A 20,163-nucleotide genomic window follows, 5' to 3' on the forward strand; every position below is an offset into this window, starting at 1 on the left:
ATCACGTAGGGAGTTCTTGTGAGTTTCGACCTGACGGGTAAGCGGGCGCTGGTCACCGGCGCCGGGCACGGCATCGGCGCCGCGATCGCCGAGGCCCTCGCGGGCGCGGGTGCCGACGTCGTCGTGCACTACGGCAAGTCGGCGGGACCGGCCGCCGAGGTCGTCGAGCGCATCGGCGCGCTCGGGCGCAAGTCGACCGCGATCGGCGCGGACGTGACGATCACCGCCGAGGTGGACCGCCTGGTCGACGAGGCCGTGGGCTTCCTGGGCGGCCTGGAGATCCTCGTCTGCAACGCCGGGCACCTGATCGGCCGCTCGTCGATCGCGGAGATGAGCGACGAGCACTACAGCAAGGTTGTCGAGGTCAACCTCGGGTCCACGTTCCGCACCGTGCGCGCCGCCGCCCCGCACCTGAAGGCGGCGGGCACGCGGGGCCGGATCGTCACGATGGCCTCGCTCGCGGGTCACAACGGCGGCGGGCCCGGCGCGGCGATGTACGCGGCGGCGAAGGCCGGTGTGCTCGGGCTGACGAAGGGCCTGGCCAAGGAGCTGGGTCCGGACGGGATCACCGTCAACGCGCTGGCCCCGGGCTTCATCGGCGGCACCGCCTTCCACGAGACGTTCACCCCGCCCGCCGCGCAGGAGAAGACGATCGCGGGGCTGCCGATCGGACGGGGCGGCACCGGCGCCGACGTCGGCGGGGCGGTCGTGTGGCTCTGCTCGGACGTCGCCGGGTTCGTCACCGGCTCCACCGTCGACATCGACGGCGGTGCCTGGCCCCGGTGATCTCGACCGTCGTGCCGCCCGCCGAGCGCGGCGGCTGGTGGCACCAGTACGTCTGCCCCGTGCACGGGGTCGAGCTGGAGCACGTGGGCCTGCTCGGCGGGGAGTTCCCCACCGGCGGTGCCCCGTGCGCCCACGGGTGCCGCGTCGACACGCCCGAGGTGCGCGGCGCGTGGACGGTGCTGGCCCACCAGGCCTGCGCGCGGGAGATCCTCGCGCGCGCGGGGTCGCCGCAGCACCAGGACCGTGAGGGGGCGGCCCTGTTGCTGCGGCGTTACGCCGAGGTCTACGCCGCGCTGGGCCGCGGCACGCACGACGGGGCCGCCGGGTGGATGCTGCGGGGGCGGCTGTTCCACCAGGCGCTGACCGAGGCGATCTGGGCGGTGACGATCGGGCGCGCGGCCCGCCTGCTCGGCGATCCGGTGCCCGAGCTGACGGCCGCGCTGGCCGACGCGGCCCGGGGGGCGCGGGACTCGCTGGTGGCCGACGGCCGCTTCTCGTCCAACTACACCGCGTGGCTCGACGCCGCCGGTGCGGCGTGCACCGGCAAGCCGGAGTGGCTGGAGGGCCCGCACGGGCTGTTCGCGCACGTGCTGCTCGCCACCCACCCCGACGGGTGGGAGTGGGAGGCCAGCACCTACTACCACTCGTTCGTGCTGCGGGCCTACCGGCTCGGCATCGCCGCGGTGCCCGGGGTACGGGTGCCCGCCGAGGTGTCCGAGCGGCTGGACGCGATGAGCCGGGTGCTGCGCGAGACCGTCACCCCCGGGGGGCTGGTGCCGTCACTGCACGACGGGCCCTACCGGCGCGCCGAGTGGGACCGCGAGCTCGCCGAGCTGGACATGACGCCGCTGCCCGGCCCGCCGGTCACCGTCCACGCCGACGCCGGGTACACGATCCTGCGCGGCGGCGGGCTGCACGCGATCCTCGACCACGGGCCGCACGGCGGCTCGCACGGCCACCTCGACACGCTCTCGCTGTACCTGTACGGCGACGACGTGGCGTGGCAGCCCGACCCGGGGCAGGTCCCGTACGGGCACGCCCACTGGCGGCGGTACTACGCGTCCACCGCGGCGCACCCGACGTTCTCGGTCGACGGGCGCGACCAGGCCGAGTGCGCCGGGGAGCTGGTCGGGGCCACGGACACGGGCGTGACCGTCGCCTGCGGGCAGGCCTACGAGGGCGTCCGCGCGGTGCGGCGGGTGGAGCTCGCGGACGGGGCATTGCACGACGAGCTGACCGTCACCGCCGACCGGCCGCGCCGGATCGCCCTGCACCTGCGACCGGACGTGCCGCTCACCGTGCGCGCCGAGGCGGGGGAGGTCCGCACCGACTGGGACGGGGCACTGCGCGGCACGCACACGGCGTCGGCGCCCGCCCGGTTCGTCGCCCGGCCGGGGCCGGGCCCCGCCGACGACCCGCAGCGCACCCGCACGCACGTCGACTGGGTGGCCGAGGACGCCACCACCGTCACGTTCCGCTCGACCTACCGGCTGGGGAGCTGATGGAACCGCTGCTGATCGCGGGCCGCCTCGACGAGCTGCGCGCCTCGCTCACCGGCACGCACGCCGCCCAGTGGCGGCGCCTCGCCGAGCAGTGCGACTGGTACCGCGGCCAGACCCCGCCGCCCGAGCACCCGACGGCCAGCATCACCTACTTCGGCCCGGCGGCGGCGAACCTCGCGCTGGCGTACCGGCTCACCGGGCAGCGCGGCTACCTCGACGAGGCGTGGCGCTGGATCGCCACGGCGATCTCCTACCCGCACTGGGGCAAGGCGAAGCTGCCCGACCACGACCTGGACGCGGGCTGGCTGCTGCACGGGCTGTCGCTGGCCTACTCCTGGCTGCGCGACGACCTGCCGGCCGAGCGGGCGGCGGCGCTGCGGGAGAAGCTGGACCTGCAGGGGCAGCGGCTGTACGACTTCGCCGTCGAGACCGAGGGCTCCTGGTGGTCGTCGAGCTTCTGGCAGAACCACAACTGGATCTGCTACGCCGGCCTGGCCACCGCGGGCTACGCGCTGGACCGGCCGGAGTGGACGGCGCGGGCGAAGGACGACTTCGCCCGGGTGCTCGAGCTGCTGCCCGCGGACGGCTCGGACTCCGAGGGCGTCGTGTACTGGCGCTACGGCGTGCCGTGGCTCGCGGTCTACGTCGACCTGCTGGAGCGCACCGAGGGCGTGGACTGGTGGCGCCGCGGCGGCTTCCTGCAGAACACGTTCACCTGGCGGCTGCACCAGTGCGCGCCCGGGTTCGAGGAGAACGTCGACCACGGCGACTGCCACGACCGCCGGTCCGGGCACAGCGTGGCGCTGTACTCCAAGCTCGCCTCGGTCTACCGGGACGGGCGCGCGCAGTGGCTCGCCGACCGCGTGGCGCGTCGGCACTTCTGGCGCGAGGCCTACGCGTCGGGCGTCAAGCCGGGGGTGATGGCCGAGGCGTTCTACGAGCTGCTCTGGCACGACCCGACGGTGGAGCCGGTCGACCCGGCGGGCGAGCCGACCGCGGCGTACTTCCCGGACCTCGGCCAGGTGACGTCGCGGACCTCGTGGGCCGACGACGCCGCCTTCGTCAGCTTCAAGGCCGCGCCCGGCGGCGGGCACACGGCCTGGGACACCGCGGAGCGCTTCCGCCGCGAGCGCGGCTGGGACACCCTGTCCGCCGGTCACCACCACCCCGACGCCGGCGGCTTCGTGCTCGCCGCGCACGGGGCCTTCCTCGCCGTCGACTGCGGCTACTCGAACGCCAAGCGGGCCGCCGAGCACAACCTCGTGCTCGTCGACGGGCAGGGCTGGGCGGGCGAGGGGCGCTACCACGTCTACAAGGACCTGCCCCACGGGTCGCAGCCGCGGCTGCGCGACGTCCGCATCGCCGACGGGTGGGTGCAGGCGACGGCGGAGTCGGCGGCGATGTTCGCGCCGGCGCTCGGGGTCCGCCGCGTGGACCGCACGCTCGTCGTCACCCCGCGCGGGCGGCTCGTGCTGCTGGACCGCCTCGCCGCCGACGAGCCGCGGGAGTGGACGTTCCTGCTGCACAGCGACTGGCCCGCCGAGCCGGTGGACGGCCGCTTCGCGATCCGGTCGGGCTCCGGGCAGGCCTGGCTGACCACGCTCGCACCCGGGGACGCCCGCGTCGAGCAGGCGGACACGGCGATCGAGGCGAACCCCACCGGCAGCACCCCCAGCCTGAAGATCACGAAGACGCTGCGCACGCTGCGGATCAGCACACCCCGCCGCCGCGAGGCCGTGATCCTCACGGCGATCGAGCCGACGTCGGCGCTCTCGCCGCAGCCGGCCCGCGCCGTCGCGCTGCCGGGGGGCGAGCTGGGCGTGGACTTCGGCGACGAGCAGGTCCGCTTCGAGGATGGGGCCGTGGAGCTGACGGCAGGCAGCTGATGACACGCGCGCAACCGGACGAACGGCACTCTCGTCGCCTAGGTTCCGACGAGAGTGCCGTTCGTCCGCGCGGAACGGGGTGGGAGGGCGTCGTCCTGCGGTGCCTGGAGTTCGTCGCCTACCCCGCGCTGGCCGGCGTCGCGTTCTGCCTGCTCTGCCTGGGAGTGGTGACCTGGCTGCCCGCGCTGGCCGCGGTGGCGGCGGCGCTGCAGCGGTGGCGGCACGACGGCGACTCCCGCTGCTTCACCGGCGTCTTCGCGGCGTTCCCGGGGTGCTGGCGGGCGCTCTGGCGGCACGCACTGCTGTCGACGGCCGTGCTGGCCGCGCTCGTCGTGGCGGTCGCCTTCCTCGCCGGACGGCCGGAGCCGCTGGCGATCCCGCTGCTCGCCGTGCAGGCGGGCGGCCTGGCCGCGTTCGCCGTGTACCACCTGGCGGTGGCCGTGGTGACGGGGGCGGCGCCCGAGGCGCCCGCGCGGCGCTGGGCCCTCGTGCTCGCGTTCGGCTCGCGCGGGCGCGGCCTCGCGCTGCTGGCCGCCGTGGTGCTGTCGCCGCTGGTCACCCTGCCGCTGGCGGTCGGCCCGCTGCTGCTCGGGCCGACCCTGCCGGTGCTGGTGGGGCTGGTCCTGCTGGATCGCGCCCGTGTTGCGTCAGGCTCCCACCCGGACGAACGGCACTCTCGTCGCCCATAGCCGACGAAAGTGCCGTTCGTCATGCGGATCCTGTTCCCGGCTCCGTGCGGGCCTCGACCAGACGCTCGTAGGCGCCCATCAGGTGCGTCTCGATCGCCGCGGCGGCCGCCGCGGTGTCCCCGGCCGCGACGATGTCGCGCACGGCCTGGTGCTCGGGGTGGGCGATCTCGTGGAAGTCGCGGCGGGCGAGGTGCCGGTCGCGCAGGAACATCGCGATCTGGCTGCGGACCTGCTGCCACGACCGCTCGAGCCGGCCGTGCCCGGCGGCCCGGACGAGCACGTCGTGGAAGGCGAGGTCGAGCTCGACCGCGAGGTCGGGGGAGTAGTCGCCGGCGAGGTGGCGCATCCGCTCGAGGGTGGCGTCGAGGTCGGCGAGGTCGGCATCGGCGAGCCGGGAGCAGGCCCGCTCGACGGCGAGGCGTTCCAGGGCAAGGCGCAGCGTGTAGACCTCCTCGGCGTCCTCGGTGGTGAGGGTGATCACCTGGGCGCCGCGGTGGCGGCGCAGCACGACCAGGCCCTCGCGCGCGAGCTCGACGAGCGCCTCGCGGACCGGCCCGCGGCTCATGCCCAGCGCGGTGGCGAGCTCGGCCTCCCGCAGGTGCGCGCCCTGCGGGAGGACGCCTGCCGTGATCATCTGCCGGATCGCGGGCACCACGGTCGCGGACAGCGCCGGGCTGGGTTGGGTGACGAGGGAGAGCTGGTCGAGCGGCCCGGGCACAGCGACCTCCGACGGTTGATTGTTGACAATTGACTATCTCATGGATCCGGGCGAGGCTACCGGCGCAGCCCGTCACCGTCCACGACGAAGGGAAGTCCATGACCGTCCAGCCGCTGGCCCCCGGGGTGTGGGGTGTCCTCGCCACCCCGCTCACGCCCGACGCCGCCGCCGTCGACACCGCGTCGCTGACCCGGCAGGTGCAGCACTACGTGCGGATCGGAGCCACCGGCCTCACCGTGCTCGGCGTGTTCGGGGAGGCGGCCCGCCTCACCCCGGACGAGCGGCGCACCGTCGCGGCGACGGTGGCCGCGGCGGCGCCGGACCTCCCGCTGGTCATCGGGCTGTCCGCGCTCGACGCCGAGGCGGCCTGCGCCGAGGCCGCGAACGTCCTCGACGTGCTGGGCCGCCCGCCGGCCGGGCTGATGGTGCACGTCGGCTCGCCGGACCCGGACGCGGTGGTCCGGCAGCTGAACACCGTCGCCGAGCGCACCGGTCAGGGCATCGTGGTGCAGGACTACCCGGTCGTCAGCGGGGTGTCGATCGCGACGGCCGACCTGGTGGCCGCCGTGCGTCGGGTGCCGGCGGCGGTGGCGGTGAAGTCGGAGTCCTCGCCCAGCCCGCCCGCCGTCGCCGCGCTGGTGGCGGGGCTTTCCGTGCCCGTGTTCGGCGGGCTGGGCGGCACCGGCCTGCTCGACGAGCTCGCGGTCGGCTCGGCCGGGGCGATGACCGGGTTCTCGGTGCCGGAGGGCCTGCTCGCGTGCGTCACGGCGTACCGCGAGGGCGGGTTCGGCGCCGCGCGCGAGGTGTGGCGCGACTACCTGCCGCTGGTCAACTTCGAGTTCCAGGCCGGCATCGCCCTGGCGCTGCGCAAGCACAGCCTCGTGCACCGCGGCCTGATCGACACCCCCGCCGTCCGGCCGCCCGCGGCCGCCGCTCCGGAGGCGCTGCTCCCGGTGCTGCGCGAGCACCTGGCCCGCACCCCGCACGCGTCGGCCGATCGGGTCGGTCGGTGAACGGTTCCGGTGCCTGCGGCCGGGCGCGGCCACGCTCCGTGCCTGGTCAGGACGCCTCCGTCGCGCCGCATCACCCGATCGGGCGGCATCGCGCTCCGGCCCGTGAGAACCGTGCTCCCATGGACCTCGCCGACCGGGACCCGGGAAGCGACGGTCCAGTGCTCGCCCTGTGACCCCCGCCCTCCCGGACGTCGGCCACCCGATCGCCGAGCTGCGGATCGGGGAGAGCCGGAGGAGGGCGGGCATGTTCACCTTGCTCGTGGCAGTGAGCGGCACGAGCGTCACGCCGCTGATCAGGTTCATGCTCGCGGGGTTCGAGTGCCTCTCGCTCGGCGCGGTCGTCCTGCGGATCGTGGACGCGCTGCGCGGGCCGCGGCTCGCGGACCTCGCGGCGCAGCGCCGGGAGCGGTGGGAAGCGGCCCATGCGGTCCCCGCGGGCGACGGCGCCGACCAGGACGACGACTGAACCCCGTCAGGAGCGGGCGTCGGTGCGCGGCGCGTCGTGCACCGACGGGGTCCGGCGGCGGGCGAGCACGCCCCGCACCACCGGGAACAGGGCCACCACCAGGAAGGCCGCCAGCAGGGTGCCGGAGATCGGGCGCGTGGCGAACCCGGTCACGTCGCCCTCGAAGATGATCAGTGAGCGGCGCAGGTTGTCCTCGAGCAGCGAGCCGAGCACGAACGCGAGCACGAGCGGGCCCGGGGCGAACCCGAGCTTCTTCATCAGGTAACCCAGCGCGCCGAAGACGATCACGAGGACGATGTCGAAGACGGCGTTGTTCACCGTGTAGACGCCGATCAGGGTGATCAGCACGGTGATCGGGGCGAGGATCGTGGGTCGCACCCGCAGGATCTTCACGAACAGCCCGACCAGCGGGATGCTCATGATCAGCAGCAGGACGTTGCCCACGTACATCGAGTTGACCACGCCCCAGAACAGCTCGGGCTCCTGCGTGACCAGCTGCGGGCCGGGGCTCACGCCCTGGATGAGCAGCGCCCCGAAGATGACGGCCATCGTGGCGTTCGCCGGGATGCCCAGCGTCAGCAGCGGGATGAACGACGAGGTCGCGGCGGCGTTGTTGGCGGTCTCCGGCGCGGCGACGCCCTCGATCGCGCCCCGTCCGAAGCGCTCCGGCTGCTTCGCGCGCCGCTTCTCCACGGCGTAGGCGGCGAGCGAGGAGAGCGTGGCGCCACCGCCGGGCAGGACGCCCAGGACGAAGCCGAGCACCGAGCCGCGGGCGATCGCGCCCGAGGAGCGGCGCAGGTCCGCGCGGGAGGGCCACACGTCGGCGACGCGCGCGGGCGCCTGGGTCGCGCGGTGGCGCTCCTCGAGGTTGTGGAGGATCTCCCCGAGCCCGAACAGCCCCATCGCGATCGGCACGAAGTCCAGGCCGTCGGCCAGCGACAGGTTCTCGAAGGTGAACCGCTCCGCGCCGGTGAAGCCGTCGCGGCCGACGGTGGCCAGCAGCAGGCCGACGCAGGCCGCGATCACGGCCTTGAGGCGGCCGCCACCGGAGATCGTGGCGACCAGCAGGATGCCGAGCAGGGCGAGCGCGGTGTACTCCGGCGGGCCGAAGTCGAGGGCGAAACCGGCCACCAGCGGGGCGAGCAGCGACAGCGCGACGACCGACACCGTGCCGCCGACGAAGGAGCCGATGGCCGCGATGCCCAGCGCGCTGCCCGCCCGGCCCTGGCGGGCGAGCGCGTGCCCGTCGAACACGGTGACGACCGAGGACGCCTCGCCGGGCAGCCGCAGCAGCACCGAGGTGATCGTGCCGCCGTACTGGGCGCCGTAGAAGATGCCGGCCAGCATGATGATCGCGGTGACCGGCTCGAGCCCGAAGGTCACCGGCAGCAGGATCGCGATCGTGGCCGCGGGGCCGAGGCCGGGCAGCACGCCGACCAGCATCCCCACCAGCACGCCGATCAGGCAGAACAGCAGGTTGGTCGGCTCCAGGACGACCGAGAAGCCGTCGACGACGGGGGCGAGGTCCACGTGGCTCCTAGAACAGGTGGGGGATCGGGACCGAGAGCAGCCCGACGAACACCACGTAGAAGGCGACGACGACGCCCACGCTCGTGACGATCGACGTGCGCCAGCCCTCGTGCCCGAGGAACCGCAGCCAGACGAACGTGAGCAGGGCCGCCGGGATCTCGAAGCCGATCACCTCGAGGACGGCCACGAACGCGACCATCGTGGCCACCGCGGCGAGCACCAGCCAGCCGGCCCGGGAGAACCGCTCCGCGTCGTGGGTCCGGCGCACGACGGCGAGCAGTGCGACCCCGAGGACGATGAGCACGGCGCTGACCAGCAGCGGCCACGTGCCGGTGTCGGGGTCGGCGGGGCTGCCCGGGCCGAGCGCGAGCGAGCCGAGCAGGGCCGCCACCCCGAGCGCCAGCACGACGAGCGCGGTGACGACGTTGCTCGTCCTTCCGGCGGCGGGCGGGCGGCCCTCGTGCTCGGCCGCCTCGACCTCGCGCAGGGCGTCGGTCAGGCGCTCGGCGGTCACCGGTGAGCCGCCGTCACTGGCTGTCGCCCAGCTGGATGCCGTACTGCTCGGTGACCCGGCGGTAGTCGTCGAGGCTCCCGGTCCACTGCCTGCGCAGCTCGTCGCCGTCGACCTCGTTGGGGGTGAGCTGGTTGTCGGCGTTGAACTGCTGGTAGGGCTGTGAGGCGAACACCTTCTGGAAGGAGGCGCGCAGGGCGTCGAGCACCTCGGTGGGCGTGCCCTTCGGGGCGAACACCGCGCGGGACTGCTGCACGGGCACGTCGTAGCCCGCCTCGACCGCCGTGGGCGTGTCCGGCAGGTACGAGGGCCGCTCGGTGGCGAAGGTGACGATCGGGGTGAGCGCACCGGCCTCGATCTGCTCGACCGCCTCGCCGAGCTGGATGGAGCCGACGTCGACCTGGCCGCCCAGCACCGCCGTGAGGGTGGGGGAGCCGCCGTCGAAGGGCACGGCGCTGGCCTCGATGCCGGCCTGGGCGAACAGCAGCGCCTGGGACAGCTGGCTGCCGGTGCCCACACCCGTGGTGCCGTAGGTGATCGGGCGGCCCGCGGCCACCAGGTCCTGCACCGTCGTGAAGCCCGAGCCCGGCGCGGTCACGAGGACGTAGTCGTCCTGGGAGATGCCGGTGACGATCTCGTAGTCGGCGATGTCCACCGCCTCGTCGGGAGAGACCGCGAGCGGGGTGATGTAGGCGAGGCTGCCGTTGTAGATCATGAGCGTGTGCCCGTCGGGCGCGGCACCGGCGAGCTCGCGGGCGGCGAGCGTCCCGTTGGCACCCGGCCGGTTCTCGACGGTGATCGGGACGCCCAGGTCGTCGGAGGCGGGGTCGGCCAGTGCCCGCGCGATGAGGTCGGTGCTGCCGCCGGGGTCCTGCCCGACGAGCATCGTGATCGGCTCCCCGCCGGGGAAGGCCGCGTCCTCGCCGCCTCCGCCGCCCCCGCTGTCGAGGTTCCCGCCGCAGGCGGTGAGCGCGAGCGCGAGGGCGATCCCGATCCCGGTGGCCGACCACCGGCGTCCGGCGTTGCTGCGCATGTCGTTCTCCTCATCGAGATACCGGACCTTGCGGGGCAGCGTAGGAACGCCTGTCATGCCTGTCCACAACCCATGGGGCATGGATTGATACCGTGAGAGCATGGCGTACACGCTCGAGCAGCTGCGCGGGTTCGTCGCCGTGGCCGACGAGCTGCACTTCGGGCGGGCGGCGGCCCGGCTGAAGATGACGCAGCCGCCGCTGTCGCGGCAGGTCCAGAAGCTGGAGCGCGCGGTCGGGGTGCAGCTGCTCGTGCGTGACAACCGCCGCGTCGGCCTCACCGCCGCGGGCCAGGTCTTCCTCGTGGAGGCCCGGAGGCTGCTCGCGCTCGCCGACTCGGCGCCGGAGATGGCGCGGCGCGTCTCGTCGGGGTCCAGCGGCGTGGTGCGCATCGGGTTCACCGCCGCGTCGACCTACGGGATCCTCGGGCGGCTGCTCAACGCGCTGGCCCGCGAGCTGCCCGACGTCGATCTCGACCTCGAGGAGATGGTCACCCGCGAACAGGTGGCCGGCCTGGCGCACGCGGAGATCGACCTCGGGCTCGCCCGGCCGCCGTTCGACCAGGAGACCTTCGCCTCGCGGTTGCTCCACCGCGAGGCGATGTACGTCGCGGCGCCTGCGGGTCACCCGCTGCTCTCGCTCGACCGCGAGGCCACCGCCGCCGACCTGGCCGGCGCTCCGGTCGTCATGCACTCGCCCACGCGGGCGCGCTACTTCTACGACCTCGTGGCCGGGATCGTCCCGGTGCCGCAGGAGAGCATCGTGCACACCGTCAGCCAGGTGCTCACGATGCTCTGGCTCGTGGCCGCGGAGCGCGGGATCGCGTTCGTGCCCGCGTCCGCGAAGCGCCTGGGCATCGACGGGGTCGGCTTCGTGCGGTTGGCCACGCCGGTGCCCGAGCCCGTCGAGCTGCACCTGCTGTGGACGCGCGACTCGGCCAACCCGGCGCTGTGGCGGGCCGTGCGGGTGCTGGAGGGCGTGGCGGCGATGCCGTGAACGATGCCGTGGTTGATGCAAGGACGGTATCGGGTCATGCGGAAGTGCTCTTGGACAGGCATCGTCGCGGCTTCCTACGGTTGCCGCCGTGACGCTGCTGCCTCCGGACGTGCTCGCCGACCGGCTCCGGTCCGGCCTGCTCTCCTTCCCGGTGACCCACTTCGACGCCGACCTGGAGTTCGACGAGCGCCGCTACCGGGAGCACCTGGCCTGGCAGACCGGCTTCGACGTGGCCGGCCTGTTCGCGGCGGGCGGCACGGGGGAGGGGTTCTCGCTCACCCCGCCCGAGGTGGACCGCGTGGTGCGGGCCGCGGTGGACGAGGCGGGTGACCGGGTGCCGGTCGTGGCGCCCGCGACCGGGGGCACCGCCGCGTCGGTCGCGCAGGCGCGGGCGGCCCAGGACGCCGGCGCGTCCGGCGTGCTGCTGTTCCCCCCGTACCTGACGGAGGCGAGCCAGCGCGGCCTGGCCGAGCACGTCAGCGCGGTCTGCCGGGCCACCGAGCTCGGCGTGATCGTCTACAGCCGGGCCAACGCCGTGCTCACCGACGCAACCGTCGCCGAGGTGGCCGAGCGCAACCCGAACCTGGTCGGGCTCAAGGACGGCGTGGGCGACATCGAGCAGATGACCCGCACCTACGCGCGGGTCGGCGAGCGGCTGATCTACATCGGCGGCCTGCCGACGGCCGAGACGTTCGCCCTCCCGCTGCTGCAGCTGGGGGTGAGCACCTACTCCTCGGCGCTGTACAACTTCCTGCCCGAGTTCGCGCTGCGCTTCTACGCCGCGGTGCGACGCCAGGACCGCGACGCGGTCTACGGGATGCTCAACGAGTTCGTGCTGCCCTACCTCGACATCCGCGACCGCGGGCGCGGGTACGCGGTCTCGATCGTCAAGGCGGGGCTCACGGCGGTCGGCCGGGACGGCGGCCGGGTGCGCCCGCCGCTCACCGACCTCACCGACGACGAGCGCGGGGAGCTCGCGGCGCTGATCTCGAAGGTCGACTGATGGGCGCGAGCCCCACCGTGGCGCGGGTCGAGGTCGTCCCGGTCGCAGGCCACGACAGCATGCTGCTCAACCTCAGCGGCGCGCACGGCCCGTTCTTCACCCGCACCGTCGCCGTCGTCACCGACAGCGAGGGCCGCACGGGGCTGGGCGAGGTGCCCGGCGGCGAGGCGATCCGGCGCACGATCTCCGACGCGGCGCCGCTGCTGGTCGGGCAGCCCGTCGCGCGGTTCGGGCGGCTGCTGCGCGGGGTCGCCGACGCGTTCGGCGACCGCGACGCCACCGGCCGCGGCGTGCAGACCTTCGACCAGCGCACCACCGTGCACGCGGTGACGGCGCTCGAGTCCGCGCTGCTGGACCTGCTCGGCCAGCACCTCGGGGTGCCGGTGGCCGAGCTGCTCGGCGAGGGGCAGCAGCGCGCCGAGGTGCCCGTGCTGGGCTACCTGTTCTACGTCGGCGACCGGCGCGCCACCGACCTGCCCTACGTCGCCGAGGAGGGACCGGCCGACGACTGGGAGCGGCGGCGGCGCGAGCCCGCGCTCACCCCGGAGGCCGTGGTCGCGCTCGCCGAGGCCGCGCAGGCCCGGTACGGGTTCGCCGACTTCAAGCTCAAGGGCGGGGTCTTCGCGGGCGAGCAGGAGATCGCCGCGGTGCGCGCCCTGGCGGCGCGCTTCCCGGACGCGCGCGTGACGCTGGACCCGAACGGGGCGTGGCCGCTGGCCGAGGCCGTGGCGCTGTGCCGCGACCTGCACGGCGTGCTGGCCTACGCCGAGGACCCGGTCGGCGCCGAGGACGGCTTCTCCGGCCGGGAGGTCATGGCCGAGTTCCGCCGCGCCACCGGGCTGCCCACGGCCACCAACATGATCGCCACCGACTGGCGGCAGCTCGCGCACGCCGTGCGCGCCGGCGCCGTCGACATCCCGCTGGCCGACCCGCACTTCTGGACGATGCGCGGCGCGGTGCGCGTCGCCCAGCTGTGCGCCGAGTTCGGGCTCACGTGGGGCTCGCACTCGAACAACCACTTCGACATCTCCCTGGCCATGTTCACCCACGTCGGCGCGGCCGCTCCAGGCCCGGTCACCGCCCTGGACACGCACTGGATCTGGCAGGACGGGCAGGCGCTCACCCGCGAGCCGCTCCCGATCGTCGACGGGCGGATCGCGGTGCCGACCGCGCCCGGCCTGGGCGTGCAGCTCGACCGGGACGCCCTGGACGCGGCGCACGAGCGCTACCTCGCGCACGGGCTCGGCGCGCGCGACGACGCGGCCGCGATGCAGTACCTCGTGCCGGACTGGCGGTTCGACCCGAAGCACCCCTGCTTCGTCCGCTGATCGACTCCGCTGATCGACTCCGCTGATCGAGAAGGAGCTCCCCGTGCTCGACCGGATCACCTCCGTCACGCTCTCCTCGGTGACCCTGCCGCTCGGTGCCGGCATCAGCGACGCCAAGGTGCTCACCGGCCGCCAGCGGCCGATGACCGAGGTCGCCTTCCTCTTCGCCGAGATCACCACCGAGGCCGGCCACGAGGGCGTCGGGTTCAGCTACTCCAAGCGGGCCGGGGGACCGGCGCAGTTCGCCCATGCCCGGGAGGTCGCGCCGGACCTGATCGGCGAGGACCCCAGCGACATCGGCCGGCTGTGGACGAAGCTGGTGTGGGCGGGCGCCTCCGTCGGGCGCAGCGGCGCCGCCACCCAGGCGCTGGCGGCGTTCGACGTGGCCCTGTGGGACCTCAAGGCCAAGCGGGCCGGGCTGCCGCTGGCCAAGCTGCTCGGCGCCCACCGCGACTCGGTGCGCTGCTACAACACCTCCGGCGGCTTCCTGCACGAGTCGGTCGAGCAGGTGCGCGACAACGCGACCCGGACGCTCGAGTCCGGCGTGGGCGGCATCAAGATCAAGGTCGGCCAGCCCGACCACGCCGAGGACCTGCGCCGGGTCCGTGCGGTCCGCGAGCACATCGGGGACGCCGTGCCGCTCATGGTCGACGCCAACCAGCAGTGGGACCGCCCCACCGCGATGCGCGTCGGCCGGGCGCTCGAGGAGTTCGGGCTGGTCTGGATCGAGGAGCCGCTCGACGCCTACGACGCCGAGGGCCACGCCGCGCTCGCGGGTGCACTGGACACCGCGATCGCCTCCGGCGAGATGCTCACCAGCGTGGCCGAGCACGCCGAGCTGATCCGCCACGGCGCCGTGGACGTCCTGCAGCCCGACGCCCCGCGCATCGGCGGTATCACCCAGTTCCTCAAGCTGGCCGCGCTCGCCGAGCACCGGCACCTGCAGCTGGCGCCGCACTTCGCGATGGAGATCCACGTCCACCTCGCGGCCGCCTACCCGCTCGAGCCGTGGGTGGAGCACTTCGACTGGCTCTACCCGCTGTTCCCGGAACGCCTGGAGATCCGCGACGGCCGGATGCACCTGTCCGACCGTCCGGGGCTGGGCGTGACGCTCAGCGAGCAGGCGCGGGAGTGGACGGTGGCCAGGGAGACGGTGGGCACCTCGCGCTAGTGCTTGTCCGGGCTCTCCGGGAGGCGTTCGAGCACCTGGCCGACCATCTGCGTCAGGGACCGCATCGAGGTCTCGAGGGAGTCGAACCGTCCGCCGTGCTCCTGCAGTTCGCGGTCGACCCGGTCGAGTCGGCCGTCGATGCCCTCGAGTCGGCCGTCGATGCCGTCGAGTCGGCCGTCGATGCCGTCGAGTCGCCGGTCGATGCCGTCGAACCGCCGGGTGTGCTCGCGCTGGGTCCCGCGGATCTCCTTGGCGTCGTTGTCGAGGCGCAGCGCGAGCCAGCGCGTCTCCGCGTGCTGGAGCGCGAGCTTGCGCAGCCTGCGCTCGGCGTCGTCCTCGTCCGGCATGGGGCGATCCTCCCAGAACCCACCGACAAGAGCGGGGGTTTCCAGGACATCGGCACCCGCGGGTGCCACCGTCGGGCGGTGTTGGGATCATGGGCGGCCCCGACAGTCAGGAGTCCCGGTGCACGTCGCCGACCCGGCGCGCTACGACGCCATGCCCTACCGCCGTGCCGGGCGCAGTGGCCTGAGGCTGCCCGCCGTGTCGCTGGGCCTGTGGCACAACTTCGGCCACGACAAGGCGCAGGAGACCCAGCGCGCCGTGCTGCGCCGCGCGTTCGACCTCGGCGTCACCCACTTCGACCTGGCCAACAACTACGGCCCGCCGCCCGGGTCGGCCGAGGAGAACTTCGGCCGGCACTTCGCCGCCGACCTGCGCCCCTACCGCGACGAGATCCTGATCTCGACGAAGGCCGGCTACCTCATGTGGGACGGCCCGTACGGCGAGTGGGGCTCGCGCAAGAACCTGCTGGCCAGCCTCGACCGGAGCCTCGGGCGGATGGGCCTGGAGTACGTCGACGTCTTCTACTCCCACCGTCCCGACCCGGACACGCCGCTCGAGGAGACGATGGGCGCCCTGCACTCGGCCGTGCAGCAGGGCAAGGCCCTCTACGTCGGGGTCTCGAACTACTCGCCCGAGCAGACCCGCGAGGCGGCGCGCGTCCTCGCCGGGCTCGGCACGCCGCTGCTGATCCACCAGCCCCGCTACTCGATGCTCGACCGCTGGGTGGAGGACGGGCTGCTCGACGTGCTCGACGAGGTCGGTGCCGGCTCGATCGCCTACTCGCCGCTCGCCCAGGGCCTGCTGACCGACCGGTACCTCGACGGCGTCCCGCCCGACTCCCGCGCCGGTGGGGCGAGCCCCTTCCTGGCGGCGGAGGGCATCACCGCCGAGCGCCTCGCCGCCGTCCGCGCGCTGAACGCCGTCGCGCAGGGCCGCGGCCAGACGCTGGCCCAGACGGCGATCGCCTGGGTGCTGCGGCGCGGGCGGATCACCTCCGCGCTGGTGGGGGCGAGCAGCGTGCGGCAGCTGGAGGACACCGTCGCGGCCACCGCGAACCTCGACTTCACCGACGAGGAGCTCGCCGAGATCGAGCGCCATCTGCCCTGATCTCGACCGGATCGGGCGTTCCCGACTGACGGGAACGGCTCGGGCGTCCTACGCTCCGCGGCATGGCGCGGTACTTCGATGTCCACCCGGTCGACCCCCAGCGACGCGCGATCGGGCAGGTGGCCTCGATCGTCCGCGACGGCGGCCTGATCGCCTATCCCACCGACTCCTGCTTCGCGCTGGGCTGCCAGCTCGGCGACCCGAAGGGGATCGAGCGGATCCGGGAGATCCGCCGGCTCGACGACAAGCACCACTTCACCCTCGTCTGCCGCGACTTCGCCCAGCTCGGGCAGTTCGTGCAGATCAGCAACCGGGTGTTCCGCAGCGTGAAGGCCGCCACCCCCGGCCAGTACACGTTCATCCTCCCGGCCACGAAGGAGGTGCCGCGGCGGCTGCTGCACCCCAAGAAGAAGACCGTCGGCGTGCGCATCCCGCAGCACACGGCGGCCCAGGCGCTGCTCGCGGAGCTGGGCGAGCCGCTGCTGTCCTCCACCCTGCTGCTGCCCGACGAGCCCGAGCCGCTCACCCAGGGCTGGGAGATCAAGGAGCGGCTCGACACGGCGCTGGACGCGGTGCTCGACTCCGGCGACTGCGGCACCGAGCCCACTACGGTCGTCGACTTCTCCGGCCCCGAGCCCGAGATCGTCCGCAGGGGCGCGGGCGACCCCGGGCGGTTCGAGTAGCCGCGCTACCCGCCGGCCATCGCGCCCACCACCAGGAACGGCTCCCGGCCTGCCGCCACGGCGGCCGGCAGCAGCGCGTCCGGCTCGTCGTGGGAGAGGTCCTCCTCGCAGGCGAAGAACCGCACGAAGGCGCGCCGGCGCAGGGTCGTGTGGTCGCGGATGGTGCCGCGCAGGACGGGGTGGCGGGCCTCGAGCGCGTCGAGCACCGACCGCTGGGTGACCGGACCGCTGACCTCGAGCGCGACCTCGCCGTCCACCTGCGCGAGCTTGCGCAGGTGGGCCGGGAGCTTGACCCGTACCGCGTTCACGGCAGCATCTGGACCTGCACCGACAGCACCGCCGGCAGGTCCCGCACGATCGGTGCCCACGTGTCGCCCGCGTCGGGGGACGCGTACACCTGGCCGCCCGTGGTGCCGAAGTACACGCCGCACTCGTCGAGCCCGTCGACCGCCATCGCGTCGCGCAGGACGTTGACGTAGCAGTGCTGCTGCGGCAGTCCCGTCGTGAGCGGTTCCCACTCGTGGCCGCCGGTGCGGCTGCGGAACACCCGCAGCCTGCCCTCGGGCGGGAAGTGCTCGGAGTCGCTGGTGATGGGCACGACGTAGACGGTGTCCGGCTCGTGGGCGTGCACCTCGATCGGGAACCCGAAGTCGGTGGGCAGGGCGTCGCCGATGTCGTACCAGTGCGCGCCCCCGTCGTCGCTGCGCATCACGTCCCAGTGCTTCTGCATGTACAACGTGTCCGGGCGGTCGGGATGCATCGCCAGGTTGTGGACGCAGTGGCCGACCTCGGCGTCGTCGTCGGGGATGCCCTCGGAGCGCAGCCCGCGGTTGGCCGGCTGCCACGTGCCGCCGTCGTCGTCGGTGCGGAAGACGCCCGCGGCGGAGATCGCCACGTGCATCCGGGCCGGGTCGCGCGGGTCGACGACGATCGTGTGCAGGCACATCCCGCCCGCTCCCGGCTGCCACTGCGACCCCGAGCCGTGCTCGCGCAACCCGCGCAGCTCCTGCCAGGAGGAACCGCCGTCGGTGCTGCGGAACAGCGCCGCGTCCTCGACGCCGGCCAGCACGGTGTCCGGGTCGGTGGCCGACGGCTCGAGGTGCCACACCCGCGCGAACTCCCAGGGGTGCGGCGTGCCGTCGTACCACTGGTGCGTGCCGGGCACGCCGGCGTAGGCGAACTCGTTGCCCACCGGTGCCCAGGTCGCGCCGCCGTCGTCCGAACGCTGGATGATCTGCCCGAACCAGCCTCCCGACTGCGAGGCGTAGAGCCGCTCGGGCGCGGCGGGGGAGCCGGCCACGTGGTAGACCTCCCAGCCCGCGAAGTGCGGGCCCTGCACCTCCCAGCGGTCCCGCTTCCCGTCGGCGGTCAGCACGAACGCGCCCTTGCGCGTGCCCACCAGTACTCGTACCGCTGTCACGGCCGTCCTCCTCGCACCCGTCGTTCGCGTCACCGCCGGACCTCCTCGCGCGTCCGGCGCAGACTGGTGACTCCCGTCGGCGCCGGGATTCATCGGTCGGGGCGCCCCGATATCAGTTGACCGCCGCAGAGCGGCCGCTCGCCTCGCGAGGCGTAGTCGGAGGGCACCTGAATGGGCTACGGTGCGTGACGTCCGGCGCTGGTCAGGAGCCGTGGAGGCCGCCCGTCGCAGGAAGGCGCGCCCTGAGCGCACTCTCCGGCGTGGCGGCCGGACAAGGCTCGTCGCGAGGTAGCGTCGCCTCGCCAGGACATCCGGCAGCGTTGCCCGGGCGTGATCGACGTCACGTCCGGCGGCGCGGGAGCCGGCGCGACCGCATCGACCGTGCGAGAGGACCGACTGGTGGGCGACAGAGGCTACGAGGGAGACTCGGGCTACCTCGCGCACCTCGGCGCCGCTGCGCGCTCCGACCGCTGGGAGCCCGGCGGCGGGGCCCTCGAACCCCGGGACGTCGATCCCCGGGACGTCGATCCCCGGGACGCCGACGCCCGCGACGTCGACCGCCGGGGTGGCGACCGGTGGGACGCCGAGCGCCCCGCTCCCGTCCCCGCACCGCGCGCGCAGGTCGAGGAGGACCCCACCGCGGGTGTCGCCCGACGCCTCCAGGACCGCCTCGACCAGCACCTCCGGCTCCTGGAGCGGCTGCAGGCCGACGGGGTGCCCGGGCTGGCCGAGCTACAGGACGACGTCCGCCTGATGCGCCGCGACACCGCGAGCGTGCTGCTGCTCAGCGGGGCCGAACCCGTGGTGCGGGACGGCGGTCCACGGCGCCTCGGGGAGCTGCTCGCCGATGCGGTCGCCTCGGCGGACGAGCCGCGCCTCGTCGAGGTCCGGCCCGGTCCCGCCGCCCTCGTCGCGCCCGGTGCCGCCGCCGAGCTGCTGCAGGTGCTGGCGGAGCTCGTGACCCACGCCGCCGCCGCGCACGCGGGGGCCCGGCTCGAGCTGGCCGCGCGGGTGGACGAGGGTTTCGACGGCCGCGGGGTCACCGTCGACGTCGTGGCCGATGCGGAGGCGCGGCACGAGCCCGACACCACCGGTGCGCGCCGGGCCGCCGCGGCGGCCGCGCAGCTCGCCCGCAACTCCCGCGCGGGCGTCACGCTGCGTCACCTCGCGGACACCCCCTCGCCCGGGTCCGGCCTCGTCGCGAGCGTGCACTGCCCGCCCGCCGCGGTCACCGTGCAGGAGGAGCCCACCCCGCCCCGTCGGCCGGGGCCGGCGTTGCCGCAGCTGCCGGCGGAGCTCACCGGTGCGGGTATCGGTCCGTCCTACCTCGCTGCGGCGCGGGCCGCGGAGAGCCCGTACAGCGCCACGAACGGCGCCACGAACGGCGCCACGAACGGCAGCGCGAACGGGTCGGCGAACGGCGCGCTGAACGGCAGCGCGAACGGCGCCACCCACGGCGGGGCGAACGGCGCGGCCGCCAGGCCGACGCTGTCGTTCGACGAGTCACCGGCCTACTCGCCGTCCTCCTCGTCCCGGGTCGACGAGCTGTTCGGTCCACTGCTCGACCTCCCGCTGGAACCGATCGACGACCGCTACGCCACCCCGATCTTCGAGGCGATCGCGTCCGCCTGGTTCAAGGAGGGCGAGGAGGAGGGCGGCGCGGCCGCGCGGCCCGGATCGGGCCCGCTGGACTGGGAGACCCCGCAGGACGACGAGTGGCGGGAGGCCGCGGCCAGGGCGGCGCGCCCCGAGCCCACGCCCACGACGTCCAGCGGGCTGCCCCGCCGCCGGCCGGGCGACCAGCTGGTGCCGCCGCCGCGCACCACCGAATCCCCGAGCAGCGGCCCCGCGGAGCGCGTGCCCGACCGCGTCCGCGACCGGCTCAGCACCTACCAGCGCGGGCTGCGCGAGGGTCGCCACCGCGCCGAGGGCGAAGGACTGCCGGAGCACGAGGACTGGTGATCCGCCCGGCTGTCGG

At 74.3% G+C, this 20,163-nt stretch carries 20 protein-coding genes; 13 read left to right on the plus strand and 7 right to left on the minus strand.

The features are described 5' to 3' along the window. Positions 1-18: 18 nt before the first annotated feature. The 4 genes from FB558_RS38205 to FB558_RS38220 are packed head-to-tail and all read left to right on the plus strand — an operon-like array spanning position 19 to position 4,863. The gene (locus tag FB558_RS38205) at positions 19-786 is read left to right on the plus strand and encodes an SDR family NAD(P)-dependent oxidoreductase (protein ID WP_142062896.1); all 768 of its coding nucleotides are present in this window, start codon (positions 19-21) and stop codon (positions 784-786) included. Next, a complete protein-coding gene (locus tag FB558_RS38210; RefSeq protein ID WP_142062899.1) occupies positions 783-2,288 on the plus strand; it encodes a heparinase II/III domain-containing protein in 1,506 nt (501 codons plus the stop codon). Before FB558_RS38205 ends, FB558_RS38210 begins: the two co-directional genes overlap by 4 nt. Then, the gene (locus FB558_RS38215) at positions 2,288-4,174 is read left to right on the plus strand and encodes a heparinase II/III domain-containing protein (RefSeq protein WP_142062902.1); all 1,887 of its coding nucleotides are present in this window, start codon (positions 2,288-2,290) and stop codon (positions 4,172-4,174) included. Before FB558_RS38210 ends, FB558_RS38215 begins: the two co-directional genes overlap by 1 nt. Next, positions 4,174-4,863 (plus strand): DUF624 domain-containing protein, encoded by a 690-nt coding sequence (locus FB558_RS38220; RefSeq protein ID WP_211367133.1) that lies wholly within the window; start codon positions 4,174-4,176, stop codon positions 4,861-4,863. The genes FB558_RS38215 and FB558_RS38220 overlap by 1 nt, the downstream gene beginning before the upstream one ends. 19 nt (positions 4,864-4,882) lie before the next feature. Here the strand turns inward: FB558_RS38220 and FB558_RS38225 are convergent, their stop codons facing one another. Beyond that, positions 4,883-5,581, minus strand: coding sequence for a GntR family transcriptional regulator (locus FB558_RS38225; RefSeq protein WP_211367134.1), 699 nt, complete (start codon positions 5,579-5,581; stop codon positions 4,883-4,885). 98 nt (positions 5,582-5,679) lie between these two features. On the opposite strand from FB558_RS38225, the gene FB558_RS38230 reads away from it, so the two are divergent. Both FB558_RS38230 and FB558_RS38235 read left to right on the plus strand, forming a co-directional pair. Then, the gene (locus tag FB558_RS38230) at positions 5,680-6,594 is read left to right on the plus strand and encodes a dihydrodipicolinate synthase family protein (RefSeq protein WP_142062905.1); all 915 of its coding nucleotides are present in this window, start codon (positions 5,680-5,682) and stop codon (positions 6,592-6,594) included. Positions 6,595-6,763: 169 nt separating this feature from the next. Beyond that, entirely contained in the window at positions 6,764-7,060 is a 297-nt protein-coding gene (locus FB558_RS38235) for a hypothetical protein (RefSeq protein ID WP_142062908.1), read from the plus strand. Positions 7,061-7,066: 6 nt separating this feature from the next. Here the strand turns inward: FB558_RS38235 and FB558_RS38240 are convergent, their stop codons facing one another. The 3 genes from FB558_RS38240 to FB558_RS38250 are packed head-to-tail and all read right to left on the minus strand — an operon-like array spanning position 7,067 to position 10,134. Then, on the minus strand, positions 7,067-8,590 hold the full coding sequence (locus FB558_RS38240; protein WP_142062911.1) for a tripartite tricarboxylate transporter permease: 1,524 nt from the start codon (positions 8,588-8,590) through the stop codon (positions 7,067-7,069). 7 nt (positions 8,591-8,597) lie between these two features. Then, positions 8,598-9,104 (minus strand): tripartite tricarboxylate transporter TctB family protein, encoded by a 507-nt coding sequence (locus FB558_RS38245; protein WP_142062914.1) that lies wholly within the window; start codon positions 9,102-9,104, stop codon positions 8,598-8,600. Between the two features lie 13 nt (positions 9,105-9,117). Then, complete coding sequence (locus FB558_RS38250; protein WP_142062917.1) at positions 9,118-10,134, minus strand: tripartite tricarboxylate transporter substrate binding protein; 1,017 nt, start codon at positions 10,132-10,134, stop codon at positions 9,118-9,120. Between the two features lie 100 nt (positions 10,135-10,234). Between FB558_RS38250 and FB558_RS38255 the strand changes: the two genes are divergently transcribed. From FB558_RS38255 to FB558_RS38270, 4 genes are all read left to right on the plus strand, one after another. Further along, a complete protein-coding gene (locus FB558_RS38255) occupies positions 10,235-11,128 on the plus strand; it encodes a LysR substrate-binding domain-containing protein (RefSeq protein ID WP_142062919.1) in 894 nt (297 codons plus the stop codon). Positions 11,129-11,216: 88 nt separating this feature from the next. Then, positions 11,217-12,131 (plus strand): 5-dehydro-4-deoxyglucarate dehydratase, encoded by a 915-nt coding sequence (kdgD, locus tag FB558_RS38260; RefSeq protein WP_142062922.1) that lies wholly within the window; start codon positions 11,217-11,219, stop codon positions 12,129-12,131. After that, positions 12,131-13,459: an enolase C-terminal domain-like protein gene (locus FB558_RS38265; protein ID WP_142062926.1), complete on the plus strand. Its 1,329-nt coding sequence runs from the start codon at positions 12,131-12,133 to the stop codon at positions 13,457-13,459. The genes kdgD and FB558_RS38265 overlap by 1 nt, the downstream gene beginning before the upstream one ends. 43 nt (positions 13,460-13,502) lie before the next feature. After that, complete coding sequence (locus FB558_RS38270; protein WP_246107063.1) at positions 13,503-14,630, plus strand: L-talarate/galactarate dehydratase; 1,128 nt, start codon at positions 13,503-13,505, stop codon at positions 14,628-14,630. Here the strand turns inward: FB558_RS38270 and FB558_RS38275 are convergent. After that, entirely contained in the window at positions 14,627-14,977 is a 351-nt protein-coding gene (locus FB558_RS38275) for a hypothetical protein (RefSeq protein WP_142062932.1), read from the minus strand. The two genes, FB558_RS38270 and FB558_RS38275, sit on opposite strands and share 4 nt — an antisense overlap. 118 nt (positions 14,978-15,095) lie before the next feature. Between FB558_RS38275 and mgrA the strand changes: the two genes are divergently transcribed. Together mgrA and FB558_RS38285 are read left to right on the plus strand one after the other, a co-directional pair. Beyond that, a complete protein-coding gene (gene mgrA, locus FB558_RS38280; protein WP_281288718.1) occupies positions 15,096-16,082 on the plus strand; it encodes an L-glyceraldehyde 3-phosphate reductase in 987 nt (328 codons plus the stop codon). A gap of 62 nt (positions 16,083-16,144) precedes the next feature. Beyond that, the gene (locus tag FB558_RS38285; protein ID WP_142062937.1) at positions 16,145-16,765 is read left to right on the plus strand and encodes an L-threonylcarbamoyladenylate synthase; all 621 of its coding nucleotides are present in this window, start codon (positions 16,145-16,147) and stop codon (positions 16,763-16,765) included. A gap of 5 nt (positions 16,766-16,770) precedes the next feature. Here the strand turns inward: FB558_RS38285 and FB558_RS38290 are convergent, their stop codons facing one another. Further along, entirely contained in the window at positions 16,771-17,073 is a 303-nt protein-coding gene (locus FB558_RS38290) for a MoaD/ThiS family protein (protein WP_142062940.1), read from the minus strand. Further along, positions 17,070-18,185, minus strand: a complete 1,116-nt coding sequence (locus FB558_RS38295; protein WP_142062943.1) for a WD40/YVTN/BNR-like repeat-containing protein — start codon at positions 18,183-18,185, stop codon at positions 17,070-17,072. Before FB558_RS38295 ends, FB558_RS38290 begins: the two co-directional genes overlap by 4 nt. A gap of 399 nt (positions 18,186-18,584) precedes the next feature. Here FB558_RS38295 and FB558_RS38300 point away from each other — a divergent pair, with 399 nt between their 5' ends. Further along, complete coding sequence (locus tag FB558_RS38300) at positions 18,585-20,147, plus strand: hypothetical protein (RefSeq protein ID WP_142062946.1); 1,563 nt, start codon at positions 18,585-18,587, stop codon at positions 20,145-20,147. Positions 20,148-20,163 lie beyond the last annotated feature (16 nt).

The organism is Pseudonocardia kunmingensis (assembly GCF_006716445.1).
Taxonomy (GTDB): domain Bacteria; phylum Actinomycetota; class Actinomycetes; order Mycobacteriales; family Pseudonocardiaceae; genus Pseudonocardia; species Pseudonocardia kunmingensis.